The sequence below is a fragment of the Sulfurimonas sp. genome, assembly GCF_016744025.1.
Taxonomy (GTDB): domain Bacteria; phylum Campylobacterota; class Campylobacteria; order Campylobacterales; family Sulfurimonadaceae; genus Sulfurimonas.
Window position 1 is genome coordinate 1 of record NZ_JADGFC010000001.1, and the last position, 13,264, is coordinate 13,264.

The following is a 13,264-nucleotide window of genomic DNA, read 5'->3' on the forward strand; positions in this document are numbered from 1 at the left end:
TTCTTTGTTTTTGGTCGAATAAGATTAGCAGATTATCGATTAATCCTATCTTTCAACTTACTTTCAAAAAATTGCACTTGATTTTAGAATTGGCGAAATGATTTGCGACATAAGAGGAATATCTTCACCCTTACGACCATAAACACTACCATCTAAATATTCATGATGAAATAGTATTACATTTTTTGGTGATGTTAAAAGTGGAAACTTCTTTATATTTTTCTCACCTACTCTACGAAGTTTTGATAGAGATATATGCACAACGTTTACTATGCTGTGTTGTTATATTCATAATCTCTTCTTCAGCATAATCTAATGCTGTTGATATAGCCAGTAAAAAAGAGTTTAAATTAAACTTCATATATAGTCCTTACGCTTACATGTGATGACTTTATCACATGTAATCATAAATCTTACTTATAAAAAACTAAATTTATTTCCATATATCTTCTGTAATAGCCACACTGATTTCATCATCAAGAAGAGTCAATTCTCTATCACTTATATTACATTGTAAAGAGATCGCTCTTTTTGCTAGACTTTGTATATCTCCATCAATATTTAGATTTATCACAGATAAGTTCTTAAATCTTTTTATAACTTTTTGTGTCTGTTTCCACCATGCAGATGCACTACCATCTTGATAAGTATAGATAATAACTTTCTCAGAACGTCCACAGGCTTTTTTGATACGTTTTTCATCAGGTTGACCAAGATCTATCCAAAGTTTGATATCACCATCAAGAGCCTTTTGCCATAAGTCTGGCTCATCATCTTGAGATATACCTTTACAAAAAACTAAATCATCATTTGCATTGAGGATAAAAGCAACTAAACGAACCATCAATCTATATTCATTTTCTGAAGGATGTTTTGCCAGTGTAAAGTTATGTTAATTGTAATAATTAGAGTCCATATTAGCAATGTTTAGTGAAGCTTTGTGGATAGTTGCATTTGCAACCATTTTCTTCCTTGGTAGTTAAGTAGTGAGAGTATATCGACTAAAATTATAAACTTTAAAGAGGTTAATTATGGGTTGGACTTGTCAACATGATTATCAAGGTACGTGTAAACTTGTAAAGAAACCTTGTGTTCCTGGGATGAAAGGCTGTACTCTAAAAAGTAGTAAGTACATCTTTACAACAGGCAATTACGAAGATGATAAAAAAGCTGCCAAAGATAAACAAGAGCAAGCAATCGATTTCGCCGCTCTTGCTAGAAGTAACTAGTTATAAACCTCTAGCGCCTAAGTTTCCATAACGATGGTAACTATGAGATATGCTCTGCTCTGTATAGTAGTGAATAAGCTCTATTCTTCCATTTGATACAAAAGGCTCAGCTGCAATATGAAGTGCTTCATCTACAATTTTTTCATATATCTCATCTTGTACTGAACTAGGTTTTAAAAATCTAACTCGTTTAGTTGTTTTGATATGCTCTACAAGTCTTTCTTGATTTTCAAAACTCACAATATCATTATCATCAATCAATACATCAACATGATTTTTAATCCACTCTGATACTTCTGCTCTCATATTATCAGCTATAGAGAGTTGCAGTTTTGCACCTGTCATCTTAACAGCACAAATAGATGAAATCATCTCATACAAAGAGTCACTGTTTTCTATTCTAAGAATTGTATTTTTAACACTTTGATATCTTATGATATTACTCTCACCACGAATATTTGTATAATCATGTTCTTTGGAAAACTCATTTTCTATCCAATAAGCAAAACCTTGTACAGTTTTATATACATTTTCAATAGTATTTTTATATGCCTCTTCTTTTTCTATGATTAACTCAAGTTTTTGCAGTATTGGATGATCTTCTTTTTGAGTGATTGGGGTTATACCTTGAGTTATATTCATAAACTGAGCTACATAGTTAAATCCACCTGCTTTTTTTCCACTTCCTATTGCAGACTTACCCACTCCACCAAAAGGTTGACGAGTAACTATTGCACCAGTTGTTAAACGGTTTATGTAAAGATTTCCTGCTTTTATACTCTCTCTCCATATATTTTGTTCTCTCTCATCAAGAGACTCAATTGCAGAAGTAAGTCCATATCCTGTTGCATTTACAATCTGTATAGCCTCATAAATATTATCAGCACACATTACACTAAGAACTGGTCCAAAAAACTCATTTAGATGAGAAAATCCTCCTGTTTTTGTGCCCCACTTGATAGAAGGTTTTAAAAGAAATGGATTATTATCTTCATATGATGGTTTTAATAACCACTCTTCACCATCACTGAGCTGTTCTAATGACTTTGCCAAATTCCCACTTACTTTAGAGCTAAGTGTTCCTAGCTTATTTTTAAAATCCCAAACTGAACCTACTTCTAGTGATTCTGTTGCATCTAAAAGCATTGCTCTAAACTCTTTATCTACATATAATTCTCTCTCAAGAACAAGTAGAGATGTAGCTGAACATTTTTGTCCTGAGTTGTTAAATGCAGATTGCACAACATTTTTTACAGCCTGATCCCTATCTGCAAGAGCTGTAACAATTGTCGCATTTTTGCCTCCAGTCTCAGCACTTAGATGCAAGTTTGGTTTTGTCTTTAGCATCTCATGTGCAGTTGACTCTCCACCTGTAAGTATTACAAAATCAATATCTGGATTTGGTATAAGGCTCTCACCTGCCAAGGCTCCATCAGTGATAACTAATTGAAGAGTATTTTTACTAACACCTGCATTCCAAAAACACTCACACAGACGATGTGCACAAAGAACAGATACAGAAGCGGGTTTTAGTATTACGGTATTTCCACTAGCTAATGCTGCCGCGACTCCTCCAACAGGAATAGCAATTGGGAAATTCCATGGACTAATAACAAGCCCTACTCCTATAGGTGATACTTTAACACCCTCTAGTTTTGACATTTTTTGCACGCTGTATGGATAAAAGTTTAAAAAGTCTATCGCTTCAGAAATTTCCACATCAGTCTCAGTAAAAACCTTTCCAACCTCAGCCGCCGCTACACCGATTAAGTCATCTCTATCTTTTTTAAACTCATTAGCAACATTCATTAAAACTTTTTGTCTATGATTTATGCTTGTCTTTCTCCAACCATCTATATCTTCTTTTGCTATCTCTACAGCAATTTTCATATCATTGGCATCTGCTTTTTTATAACTTCCCACTAAGATGTTTTCATCACATTGAGACTTATCTACAACTTTTACTAGATTTCCATTCTCTAGAGCTTTGCCAGCGATTACGGAACTTACATGATAACCGCCATTTGCTCCTATATTTTTCCATTTTTTTGTTATTGCCCCAGCCCATGAAATATTTTGTGCAAGTGCAAAATCAGTATCAGGTTCGTTTTTAAACTCATAAATCTCATCCTCAGGCTCACTTATAAACTCTTCAGTGTTTCTATTTTGAATCCTATATGGGCTTAAATCTATACTATTGATTATCTCAATAGAGTCTTTATAACTCTTTAGAAGTATCTCCCACTCAGCTGAATCAACTTTAAGTCCAAAACTATGACGCATAAAGTTTTTATCTGCTGTGTTTTCATCAAATCTACGAACAAGATAAGCGATGGCATTTGTAAAAGTTTTAGCAGTTGCAATTGGTGCATAAAGAACCACATTTAAACTTTCATTTTTTAGCATTCTGTAAGCAGTTTCACTCATACCTTCGAGCATCTCTGTACTGTAATATTTCTCTAATGAGCGTTCACGAGAGAGTAACATTCCAAGAGCTTGGTCAAAAAGATTGTGAGATGCCAAGCCAACGTTAACATATGGTGCAACTTCAATATCTAGAAGATAATCTATTATCAACTTATAGTTAGCATCACTTTGAGCCTTCTCATCATAAGTAACACAAGTCCATCCTCTAAGACTCGCTTCTGTCTTTTCCATCTCCTGATTTGCACCTTTTACTACTCTAATCTTAATAGGTGATCCACCACTCTCCACTCTTTGTCTAGCCCAAATAGAGAGGTCTTTTACTATTTCAAAGGCATCTGGCATATAAGTTTGAATAACAATACCGGCATAAAGTGAGCGATATTTTTCTTTAGATAGAGTCTTTTTAAAAACATCTAGACTTAGATGCAAGTCTTTATACTCTTCCATATCCAAGTTTACAAACTTATTACCATTTTCAATCGCTGCGTCGTATATAAGTTCAAGCCTAGATGTAAGTTTCTCTACACTCCAATCGTGAGCTAAAGGATTTATCTGAGAAAAAATAGTAGATATTTTTATAGATAGATAATCAATAGAAGGATTACAAAGTGCTTCTTTATACTTTTGTATACGCTGGGCCGCTTCTTTTTCACCAAGAACTATTTCACCTATGATATTGATGTTAACTCTTGTCCCCTCTTTTTTTCTCTTTTTCATATGTTTTACGATTTGATCATCTTCACCTTTTATGACAACAGTGCTGATGTCGTTTCTTAGGTAATATATAAAAAGCGGTACTGATACCTTTGGCATATAAATCCCGATATGTCTAAAAAGCCAGATTAGTGCTTTTTCAAAATCTATAAAAAATGATGTTTGGGAATATTTTTCAAAAAGATATTCGAGTTGATTAGCGATTCTTTGAGGGTTGTTTGAACGAAAACTCTGATCTAACAGTTCAATAAGAAAAACTTTATTTAGTGGATCTTTAAGTAGGCGTGCCATAAGTTTATGAAAATCTTGTTCAGACTTTACTCTATTTTTTGATATCTGCTTTTGCCACTGGGTTGCTATTTTATTTACATTTGAAAATTGATCATTACTTATACTCATAATTACTCTCTTAATTTAATTTACCAAAATCTATCTCATTATTACTTTATTTAAAATTATATTCTATTCTGATAATAATTGTTTTAAATACTTTAAGAAAAGTAAGTTATACTAATACTCGCTTAAATCACAACAAATCAAAGATTTTTTACATAAGTTTTTTTTATATATACAAAATTTGATGAAGCCTTAATTACAATAATAAACTAATTAAATATATAACTAAGCAGGACTATTAAAGAGATAAAAACTTTAAATAATATTTTATAGGAGGAGAAATAAATCAAATACAAAACATCGCAGATTGTAGTATTGGGTGTTACATTATCAGACCTTCAATATAAAGTTCAATATAAAACTAAAAAGGAAATAAATGAAAATTAAAAACATAGCAAGTGCTTTAGCACTAAGTAGTGTAATGCTTTCTTCAGTTGCAGTAGCAGATACAGTTAAGATAGGTGTTCAAGCACCAATTACTGGTAAGTATGCAAATGAAGGTCAAAGTATTGATAACTTTGTAAGACTAATTGTAGATGAAAAAAATGCACAAGGTGGTCTTTTAGGTAAGCAGATAGAAGTTGTAACTTGTGATGATGAAGCAAAAGCTCAAAAAGCTGCTGTTTGTGCTAAAAAACTTGTTAATGCTGGTGTTTTTGCAGTAATAGGTTCATATACTTCAGGAGCTACAGAAGCTGCTCAAAGTACATACTTCAGAAATAAAGTACTTCAAACTAGTGATGGTACTTCTGACTCTTTAATAAAAAGAAAGTATTGGACATTTTTTAGAAACTCATTTCCAAATGCTGCACAAAGTGATTTTACTGCTGAGTATATGGTAAATGTAAAAAAATATAAAAAGATTGTAGTTTTATCTGATTACTCTTCATATTCAGCTGGTCTTGGAGATGCAACAGAGGCATCTGTAAAAGCTATAAATGGAAATATTTTATTTAGAGGTAAAATCAAATCTGGAGTTCAAAACTTTACATCTACTCTTACAAAGATTAAAGCTATGAAACCAGATGTAATTTACTACTCAGGTTACTATACTGATGGTGGATTATTAAGAGCTCAACAAATACAATTACAAATAGATGCTGACTTTGTTGGTGGTGATTCAAATGATAATCCAGACTTTTATAAGTTAGCTGGAAAATCAGCTGCGGGAACAGTTCTAATCAACTTCCCTACTCCAGAAATTCTTCCTTACCCAGAAGCTAAGAAATATCTTTCTGCTTACAAAAAAAGATTTAATATGAGTCCTCCTTCAATCTGGCCTGTTACAAATGCAGATGGTCTAAGAGCAATAATCGAAGGTGTTGAAAAAACAAAATCTTTTGATACTAAAAAAATTGCTAGCTACATTAGAACTATGAAAGACTTCCCAGGAATAACTGGGCCTTTTAATGTAAGAGAAGATGGTGAGAGAGTTGGTGCTAAATTTGTAGTATACAAAATGAAAAATGATGGTACAAAAGAAGTAGTAAAATAAAAGGTAATAATTAGATGGAAACGTTTATTCAACAGTTAATCAATGGTTTAACAGTAGGAAGTTTGTATGCATTAGTAGCTTTAGGTTATACAATGGTTTACGGTGTGATGAAGTTAATAAACTTCGCACACGGTGACCTTGTTGCCTTTTCTGCTTATGTAGGACTAACTATCTTTACACAGTTTTATGGTTCAAATGCATTGACATTAGTGAATATTGTAATAGTGTTCTCATTAACTTCAATAGTAGTTGCTTTTATGGGTGTTCTTCTTGAGAGACTCGCATACAGGCCTTTAAGGACTGCACCAAGATTAAGTGCAGTAGTTTCTGCTCTTGGAGCTTCCTTAGTTATCCAAAATGGAATCATGCTTATTTGGGGTCCAAATATGGAGATTTTCCCTTCTGACATATTCCCAAGCACTACATGGAATTTTGGTGGAGTTCTTATCTCTTATACACAATTTGTTATTTTGGCTTTATCAGCTTTTTTAATGGTATCGCTTTATCTTTTTATCAATAAAACGAAAATTGGAACAGCAATTAGAGCTACGGCAATAGATCAAGATGCAGCAAAACTTATGGGTATCAATGTAAATAGAATTGTTATGATAATTTTTATTGTTGGTTCTATGCTTGGTGCTATTGGTGGTCTATTTATTGGTGTTTACTATAGAGGTTTAACATTTGATATGGGGTGGATGTATGGACTAAATGCATTTATTGCCGCTATTATCGGTGGTATTGGTTCTATTCCTGGAGCAATGCTTGGCGGTCTTTTACTTGGACTTTTTAATGCAATGATTTCAGGCTATATATCTACAGAGTGGGCTGAGACATTCACATTTATACTTTTAATTATAATTCTAATAGTAAGACCTGCTGGTCTTCTTGGACATAATGTAGCGGAGAAAGTATAATGAATAATAAAACAACTATAACAATAGCTTTTCTTGCTATTATGGCTTTTCTTCCACTATTAGCTGATTCTGCTTGGTTAAGTATAGGTATTACATTTTTAGTATTTGCCGTTGTTGCTTTTTCTCAAGATATTATTCTAGGACGAGCTGGTGTATTTAATATGGGTCATGCAATATTCTTTGGAATAGGAGCATACACAACAGCTATTTTAAATGTTCATTTTGGTCTTGAGATTATTTATACAATTCCATTTGCTATTATTTTTTCAGCAATTATCGCTGTACTATTAGCTGGTCCTATTATCCATCTAAAGGGAGATTACTTTTTAGTAGCAACCATTGGATTCAACATTATATTTGAACAAGTATTATCAAATGATATTTTTGGATTAACTGGTGGGCCAAATGGCATCTTCGGTATTGATGTGATTAGAATTTTCGGTTATGAACTCTTTAGCGATACTGCGATTTATTATATAGCATTTGGACTACTGATAATTACTCTATTTATTATTAGAAATCTAGATAATTCTAAGTACGGTAGAGCACTTTACTATATAAACAAAGATGAGATAGCTGCAAAATCAATGGGTATAAATGTACCTTATTATAAACTATTTGCATTTGCATTAGGTGCTTCAATTGCTGGAGTTGCGGGAAGTGTTTTTGCTATTCAATACTCAGCGGTAAGTCCAGAGTCATTTAACTTTATGCAATCTGTTATGTTCTTTGCAATCGTTCTTGTAGGTGGTTCTGCATCTCTTCCTGGTGTTATTATTGGAACATTTGTTATGTTTGTACTGCCAGAATTATTCACAGAGTTTAAAGAATCAAGATATCTAATCTTCGGTGCGGCTATGGTTCTTACAATGATTTTAAGACCAAATGGTGTTTGGCCTGTTACTTTTGGAAATATTCCAAAATTTTTAAGACCTAAAAAAGGAGCTAAGTAATGGAATATGTATTAGAGATAAAAAATGTTTCAAAATTTTTCTCCGGACTTGTTGCTATTGATGATCTTACTATCAATGTAAAACCAGGTCAGATATATGGAATTATTGGACCAAATGGAGCAGGAAAAACAACTCTATTTAATTGTGTAACTGGTATTTATGCGCCTGAAAAAGGTAGTATTAAATATAAGGGTAAAGATATAACTGGAATGCCTCCCCATAAGATTGCTCAAATGGGAGTTTTGAGAACATTTCAAAATATTAGACTCTTTAAAGAGATGAGTGTCGCAGAAAATATTATGGCTGGATATCACACAAAATCAAAACAGAAGTGGTATCACTCTATTATCCATAATTCATTTTATAAAAAAGACGAGTTAGAGTCATGGAAAAAAGTTGAAGAGTTGATGAACTTTTTTGATTTAAGTGACTTAGCTACAACACCGACAGGTGATTTATCATATGGAAAACAAAGAAAAGTTGAAATGGCGAGAGCATTAGCAGCTAGTCCTGAGCTTCTTATCTTAGATGAACCAGCAGCTGGACTAAATGAAAATGAGACTATAGAGTTAACAAAGATCATTAAAAGTATCAGTGAGATGAATATCGGTATTATGATGATTGAGCATGATATGGATATGGTGATGAACTTAACTGATTATATTACTGTAATCAATTTCGGTAAAGAGATATCTCAAGGAGTTCCAAGTTTTGTTCAAGATGATCCAAGGGTAATAGAAGCTTATATTGGTTCTGATGACGAAAATGATAAGGAAGATGCAAATGGTAAATAATGAAGTCTTATTAAGTATAAAAGACCTAGAAGTAGGTTATGGTGGGATTGCCGCAATTAAAGGAATTTCACTAAAGGTTTTAAAAGGAGAGATTGTTACGATTCTTGGAGCAAATGGCGCAGGAAAAACGACAACTCTTCAGACTATTTCTGGTCTTTTAAAATCAAGTGCAGGTACTATTATCTTTGATAAAAATGATATTACTAAGTGCGAGGCACATGATATTGTTAGTCTTGGTATGTCACATTCTCCAGAAGGAAGAAGGGTTTTTGGAACTCTTAGCGTTGAAGAAAATCTTATGATGGGTGCATATACACTAAAAAATCACGATAAAGAAACTTTAGAATGGATATATGACATCTTACCAAGACTAAAAGAGAGAGAAAAACAGATAGCTGGAACTCTAAGTGGTGGAGAGCAACAGATGCTAGCAATTGGTCGCGCTATTATGAGTAAACCAAAACTTCTGATCCTTGACGAACCGAGTCTTGGTCTTGCTCCTATTTTGATTAAGGCTATTTTTAAAGCCATAAAAGAGATATCTTTATCTGGTGTAACTGTTTTACTTGTAGAGCAAAATGCAAAAGCTGCTCTAAAGTTAGCTGATCGAGCTTATGTTCTTGAAGTTGGAAAGATTACGCATGAAGGTACTGCCGAAGAACTTTTAAATTCTACAACAATACAAGAAGCTTATTTAGGTAAAAAGCACTAACTCCAGAACTCTAAAGGGTCTGGATGCAAGAAAGTATAGTCTAGTTCTTTGAGTATCTTTTTTGAGCAGACGACACGGTTTGTTCTTCCCTCAAAAGTAGCAAGTTCAAGACCAAAAGCTTCACAGTTCTTTTTATGTACTTGCGAGCGAAGTGGATGTCCAGATGCCACAAGATTAAAAATCCCATTTACAACTTGAGACTCTATAATCTTTTTAGTTATATTTATAACATCATCACGGTGAATATAGTTTACTTCCCCGTCAGAAAATGAAGAAACACTCTTCCACTTTCCAGAGACTCTATCATCGCCCATAAGACCACCAAGACGTAAGATGACCAACTTGTCTCTAAGAGTGCTAACTAACTTTTCTGCCTCTCTTTGAAGCCCTATATTAGTTATGATAGCACTCTCATCAACTTCACAGTCAAACTCTCTATATACAGAGATAGAACTCATAAGAATAATATTTGAACTCTTAGATGCAAGTGTAGAAATTTTTTGTAGTGTTTTGAGATAGTTGTCTTTTGTATTTATGGAGATGATAATAGTATCATTCTGCCAAAACGCAGAGTCATCAGAAGTTATTTCTCTGCTAAAACACTCTACTCTGAAAGTATCAGATAGAAGTTTAGCAAGTGGTTTTCCAACCCAACCACAGCCAACAATGCCGACAGTTTTTGTCTTCATCATTTTTTAGGATTGTTTATTTGATAACTTTTTTTGATTTTGAGCATCTCATATATAGAGACTTCAGCACCAGCTTCTTCTATAAGCTTATCTGTGTCACTAAACTGACCTTTCATCTTTTTGATATCTTCATATCCTGCAGGTTTTACTTCACTCATAGCGATGTTTATAGATCCAGCCCACATTATGACTATCATAAGCCATACAGTTTTTTTTGCCTGCGCATAAACACCGATAAAATGAAAAGCAATACTTAAAACGACTCCGACAATTAATATAACAGTTAAACTCATTTAATCAAATCCTCGCCTCTTGGTTTCATAGCTTGTGTCTCAATACCAGTATCGTGAAGCATCTTATCTCCAAAGCTCATAACACCCATTGTTCCGATAAGCATCAAAACAACTACTAAAAGTAAAAAAACAAATGCCATTGAGTAGCGTTTTAGTATAGCTAGCATCTACTTAGGTACAATTCCGTCAAATTCTATACATCTTGATGTATGAAAATCTCTTTCATAGTCATCATTCTTAAAACTATCACCATCAAGTCTCCAGCCTAACTCTTTTGAAAGAAGTACTGATCTTGAGATTGTTCTTCGCATCTTGTTCTCACAGATAACGGTCTCGCCATTGTTAAAGATATCTTTTACACCAGCCATACGAGACGTTGTCATATAGTAATGAATAGAAATCATTACAGTAAGAAACATACTTACCATTATCATACCACGGCTAAAAGCAACTTTTGGTACAAAGTCTCTTGTTGTTACAATAGCTGTAACAACAAGAATAAAAATACCTATAATTATATATACAATTTCTAATTCAAAAAATAATTCCATTATGCTTCCTGTCTAGAATGTTCATCTTCCCAAGCTTCAATTGCCGGAGTAAAATACTCTATACGAATTTTTTTAAACTCTCTAGAGCTGTAAAGTGGCATATGAGATTTGGCGTCTATTTCTTTAGCCATCTCTGCAATGATACCATTTGTTTCTTCTTTTGTCTTGCCATGAACCATAGTAAATAGATTATATGGCCAGTTTGCATACTTAGGACGAAGGTAACAGTGACTTACAGCACTAAATTCTGCTGCAGTTGCACCGATTTCTTCACCTTTTTCACCCTGATCAACATCCCAAACAACCATAGCGTTTGCATTGAAACCAGCTTTTCTATGGTTAAGTATAGATGCAAATCTTCTCATGATTCCTGCATCTTGGAGCTCTTTTAGGATTGAAAAGAATTTATCATAATCAATATCCAACTCATCAATAATAGCTTTGAATGGCTCACTTACCATCTCTATATCATACTGAGCTCTACGAACTATAGCATTATGAAGAGGAGTCATCTCTATTTCTGTATGAACAACTTTTTTTACTTTTTCTTTCTTTTCATCTTTTCCAGTTGTATTTAACTTAACGTTAATTTTGAAAAGTTTCAGAGTTGGAAGCATGATAAAGTCATCTGCCTCTGTAAGCTTTGCAAGAATCTCAACTGTTTTATCTAGACCTAGTTTAGACTCAGGTGAAACACCAAGAGTAAACCAGATATTAAAGTCATGATTTCTTTCGTAGTTATGGGAGATTCCTGGATGTGAGTTGATGATTTCAACCCCTGCATCTATCTTGTCTGCTTTAACTTTAAATGCTACTAGAGAAGATTTATAACCTAATCTTTTTGTGTCAAAGATAGCTGATGTTTGACGAATAATATTACTTTGTTTTTGCTCTTGAAGTATCTCTAAAACTTCTGCTTCACTCATACCAAGTTCTTCACCAATCGCTTGAAAAGGTCTTGCAACTAAAGGGAACTTCTTTTGTATTCTTGATAGTATTTCGTCTTTCATATTTACATTCTTTGTGTGGATTATTTTGTTTAACGATTGTAATCTAATTTAAATAAATATCAGTTGATGTATATCAAGTTTGTAATTTTGCTAATTATGCTATTATGTTATCAAAAATAAGAAAGAGACTTATGGCTTATTTTCCGGCTTTTATCAAACTAGATAATAAAAAAATTCTTATAATTGGTGGCGGGAATATAGCTTCGCAAAAGCTTTCGCATCTTTTGGATTTTACAAAAAATATCTCAGTTATAGCACCTGATATCTGCGAAGATATGGCTAAGGCTATAGAAGATAATAATCTTATTTGTCAAAAAAGAGCTTACAGTGTTGGTGACATAAAAGATTTTGCAGTGGTTGTGATGGCAATTGACAATATTGCACTTCAAGCAGATATATATGCTGAGTCAAAACAGTATAAGTGTTTGTGTAACTCTGTAGACTCTACTGAGTATTGTGACTTTATCTTTCCATCGTATGTAAAAAAAGATGACCTTACAATAGCCATCTCAACATCTGGTGCATCTCCAGCGATGGCGAAGCATCTAAAACTATATCTGCAAAACCTCATCCCTGCCGGGATAAGTGAGTTTTTAGCAGAGATGAAAGATCTACGTAGAACACTTCCTAAGGGAAGAGATAGAATGAAAATGCTTGATAAAAAAGCACAAGACTATATTAAATCATGGAGCAATAAATGAGCGTAAAAAAAGGGTTAATTTTTGGATTACTATTTGGATTTTTAGTATTAGGCATACTAGCAATGCAAAGAGCAACTCCTCAGCATAAAGAAGAGAGAATTTACAAGGCTATTAAGCTATACAGTCCTTACACACTTGAAAAAAGAATCGGTGGACTTACTATTGTTGATAAACGAACAGGCGAGAAAGAAAAGCCTAGTGCGGCAGAAGTACTTCACCGTTTAGACGAGGTAGATAAGGCTTGGGGTAAAAAGCACTTAGTAGTAAAAGACAATGATGTTTTAGTCCTTGGCGATAACAATCAAACTGTTGTTAAAATCTTTATTGAGACAGAAACAGAAAGAGTTTTTCTTAAAAGCTTTTATGGCATCTAAGTCTAGATG

Annotated in this window: 17 protein-coding genes; 8 read left to right on the forward strand and 9 right to left on the reverse strand. The window is 33.4% G+C overall.

Annotated features, from left to right (window positions below; all coding sequences use genetic code 11):
• Positions 1 to 63: 63 nt before the first annotated feature.
• From QZZ48_RS00005 to QZZ48_RS00015, 3 genes are all read right to left on the reverse strand, one after another.
• Positions 64 to 261 (reverse strand): hypothetical protein, encoded by a 198-nt coding sequence (locus QZZ48_RS00005; RefSeq protein ID WP_294960349.1) that lies wholly within the window; start codon positions 259 to 261, stop codon positions 64 to 66.
• Positions 233 to 361, reverse strand: a complete 129-nt coding sequence (locus tag QZZ48_RS00010) for a hypothetical protein (protein ID WP_294960352.1) — start codon at positions 359 to 361, stop codon at positions 233 to 235. Before QZZ48_RS00010 ends, QZZ48_RS00005 begins: the two co-directional genes overlap by 29 nt.
• 72 nt (positions 362 to 433) lie before the next feature.
• Entirely contained in the window at positions 434 to 880 is a 447-nt protein-coding gene (locus tag QZZ48_RS00015; protein ID WP_294960622.1) for a YaeQ family protein, read from the reverse strand.
• A gap of 151 nt (positions 881 to 1,031) precedes the next feature.
• Between QZZ48_RS00015 and QZZ48_RS00020 the strand changes: the two genes are divergently transcribed.
• Positions 1,032 to 1,229, forward strand: a complete 198-nt coding sequence (locus QZZ48_RS00020; protein ID WP_294960355.1) for a hypothetical protein — start codon at positions 1,032 to 1,034, stop codon at positions 1,227 to 1,229.
• On the opposite strand, the gene QZZ48_RS00025 is transcribed toward QZZ48_RS00020, so the two are convergent.
• Positions 1,230 to 4,769, reverse strand: coding sequence for a bifunctional proline dehydrogenase/L-glutamate gamma-semialdehyde dehydrogenase (locus QZZ48_RS00025; RefSeq protein WP_294960357.1), 3,540 nt, complete (start codon positions 4,767 to 4,769; stop codon positions 1,230 to 1,232).
• 373 nt (positions 4,770 to 5,142) lie between these two features.
• Here QZZ48_RS00025 and QZZ48_RS00030 point away from each other — a divergent pair, with 373 nt between their 5' ends.
• Genes QZZ48_RS00030 through QZZ48_RS00050 form a run of 5 tightly spaced genes read left to right on the forward strand, consistent with a single transcriptional unit; the run spans position 5,143 to position 9,637 of the window.
• Positions 5,143 to 6,261: a branched-chain amino acid ABC transporter substrate-binding protein gene (locus QZZ48_RS00030; RefSeq protein WP_294960359.1), complete on the forward strand. Its 1,119-nt coding sequence runs from the start codon at positions 5,143 to 5,145 to the stop codon at positions 6,259 to 6,261.
• 14 nt (positions 6,262 to 6,275) lie between these two features.
• Positions 6,276 to 7,178 (forward strand): branched-chain amino acid ABC transporter permease, encoded by a 903-nt coding sequence (locus QZZ48_RS00035; protein WP_294960362.1) that lies wholly within the window; start codon positions 6,276 to 6,278, stop codon positions 7,176 to 7,178.
• Positions 7,178 to 8,131, forward strand: a complete 954-nt coding sequence (locus QZZ48_RS00040; RefSeq protein ID WP_294960364.1) for a branched-chain amino acid ABC transporter permease — start codon at positions 7,178 to 7,180, stop codon at positions 8,129 to 8,131. The genes QZZ48_RS00035 and QZZ48_RS00040 overlap by 1 nt, the downstream gene beginning before the upstream one ends.
• A complete protein-coding gene (locus tag QZZ48_RS00045; protein WP_294960367.1) occupies positions 8,131 to 8,925 on the forward strand; it encodes an ABC transporter ATP-binding protein in 795 nt (264 codons plus the stop codon). Before QZZ48_RS00040 ends, QZZ48_RS00045 begins: the two co-directional genes overlap by 1 nt.
• Positions 8,915 to 9,637, forward strand: coding sequence for an ABC transporter ATP-binding protein (locus QZZ48_RS00050; protein WP_294960369.1), 723 nt, complete (start codon positions 8,915 to 8,917; stop codon positions 9,635 to 9,637). Before QZZ48_RS00045 ends, QZZ48_RS00050 begins: the two co-directional genes overlap by 11 nt.
• Here QZZ48_RS00050 and QZZ48_RS00055 read toward each other — a convergent pair.
• The 5 genes from QZZ48_RS00055 to QZZ48_RS00075 are packed head-to-tail and all read right to left on the reverse strand — an operon-like array spanning position 9,634 to position 12,180.
• Positions 9,634 to 10,329, reverse strand: a complete 696-nt coding sequence (locus QZZ48_RS00055) for a hypothetical protein (protein ID WP_294960371.1) — start codon at positions 10,327 to 10,329, stop codon at positions 9,634 to 9,636. The genes QZZ48_RS00050 and QZZ48_RS00055 overlap by 4 nt on opposite strands.
• Positions 10,326 to 10,619 carry a hypothetical protein gene (locus QZZ48_RS00060; protein WP_294960374.1) on the reverse strand — a complete coding sequence of 98 codons (294 nt, stop codon included), beginning with the start codon at positions 10,617 to 10,619 and terminating at the stop codon, positions 10,326 to 10,328. Before QZZ48_RS00060 ends, QZZ48_RS00055 begins: the two co-directional genes overlap by 4 nt.
• Positions 10,616 to 10,786 carry a hypothetical protein gene (locus QZZ48_RS00065; protein ID WP_294960376.1) on the reverse strand — a complete coding sequence of 57 codons (171 nt, stop codon included), beginning with the start codon at positions 10,784 to 10,786 and terminating at the stop codon, positions 10,616 to 10,618. The genes QZZ48_RS00060 and QZZ48_RS00065 overlap by 4 nt, the downstream gene beginning before the upstream one ends.
• Positions 10,787 to 11,170: a hypothetical protein gene (locus QZZ48_RS00070; RefSeq protein WP_294960378.1), complete on the reverse strand. Its 384-nt coding sequence runs from the start codon at positions 11,168 to 11,170 to the stop codon at positions 10,787 to 10,789.
• The gene (locus QZZ48_RS00075) at positions 11,170 to 12,180 is read right to left on the reverse strand and encodes an Lrp/AsnC family transcriptional regulator (RefSeq protein WP_294960380.1); all 1,011 of its coding nucleotides are present in this window, start codon (positions 12,178 to 12,180) and stop codon (positions 11,170 to 11,172) included. Before QZZ48_RS00075 ends, QZZ48_RS00070 begins: the two co-directional genes overlap by 1 nt.
• Before the next feature lie 131 nt (positions 12,181 to 12,311).
• Between QZZ48_RS00075 and QZZ48_RS00080 the strand changes: the two genes are divergently transcribed.
• Positions 12,312 to 12,881, forward strand: coding sequence for a bifunctional precorrin-2 dehydrogenase/sirohydrochlorin ferrochelatase (locus QZZ48_RS00080; protein WP_294960383.1), 570 nt, complete (start codon positions 12,312 to 12,314; stop codon positions 12,879 to 12,881).
• Complete coding sequence (locus QZZ48_RS00085; RefSeq protein WP_294960385.1) at positions 12,878 to 13,255, forward strand: hypothetical protein; 378 nt, start codon at positions 12,878 to 12,880, stop codon at positions 13,253 to 13,255. Before QZZ48_RS00080 ends, QZZ48_RS00085 begins: the two co-directional genes overlap by 4 nt.
• The last annotated feature ends 9 nt before the right edge of the window (positions 13,256 to 13,264 follow it).

What these genes read in the sequence shown, in the direction of transcription:
- QZZ48_RS00010 (WP_294960352.1), bottom strand. Translation starts at nt 361, where the DNA reads ATGAAGTTTAATTTAAACTCTTTTTTACTGGCTATATCAACAGCATTA.
- QZZ48_RS00020 (WP_294960355.1), top strand. Translation starts at nt 1,032, where the DNA reads ATGGGTTGGACTTGTCAACATGATTATCAAGGTACGTGTAAACTTGTA.
- QZZ48_RS00025 (WP_294960357.1), bottom strand. Translation starts at nt 4,769, where the DNA reads ATGAGTATAAGTAATGATCAATTTTCAAATGTAAATAAAATAGCAACC.
- QZZ48_RS00030 (WP_294960359.1), top strand. Translation starts at nt 5,143, where the DNA reads ATGAAAATTAAAAACATAGCAAGTGCTTTAGCACTAAGTAGTGTAATG.
- QZZ48_RS00035 (WP_294960362.1), top strand. Translation starts at nt 6,276, where the DNA reads ATGGAAACGTTTATTCAACAGTTAATCAATGGTTTAACAGTAGGAAGT.
- QZZ48_RS00040 (WP_294960364.1), top strand. Translation starts at nt 7,178, where the DNA reads ATGAATAATAAAACAACTATAACAATAGCTTTTCTTGCTATTATGGCT.
- QZZ48_RS00045 (WP_294960367.1), top strand. Translation starts at nt 8,131, where the DNA reads ATGGAATATGTATTAGAGATAAAAAATGTTTCAAAATTTTTCTCCGGA.
- QZZ48_RS00050 (WP_294960369.1), top strand. Translation starts at nt 8,915, where the DNA reads ATGGTAAATAATGAAGTCTTATTAAGTATAAAAGACCTAGAAGTAGGT.
- QZZ48_RS00055 (WP_294960371.1), bottom strand. Translation starts at nt 10,329, where the DNA reads ATGATGAAGACAAAAACTGTCGGCATTGTTGGCTGTGGTTGGGTTGGA.
- QZZ48_RS00060 (WP_294960374.1), bottom strand. Translation starts at nt 10,619, where the DNA reads ATGAGTTTAACTGTTATATTAATTGTCGGAGTCGTTTTAAGTATTGCT.
- QZZ48_RS00065 (WP_294960376.1), bottom strand. Translation starts at nt 10,786, where the DNA reads ATGCTAGCTATACTAAAACGCTACTCAATGGCATTTGTTTTTTTACTT.
- QZZ48_RS00070 (WP_294960378.1), bottom strand. Translation starts at nt 11,170, where the DNA reads ATGGAATTATTTTTTGAATTAGAAATTGTATATATAATTATAGGTATT.
- QZZ48_RS00075 (WP_294960380.1), bottom strand. Translation starts at nt 12,180, where the DNA reads ATGAAAGACGAAATACTATCAAGAATACAAAAGAAGTTCCCTTTAGTT.
- QZZ48_RS00080 (WP_294960383.1), top strand. Translation starts at nt 12,312, where the DNA reads ATGGCTTATTTTCCGGCTTTTATCAAACTAGATAATAAAAAAATTCTT.
- QZZ48_RS00085 (WP_294960385.1), top strand. Translation starts at nt 12,878, where the DNA reads ATGAGCGTAAAAAAAGGGTTAATTTTTGGATTACTATTTGGATTTTTA.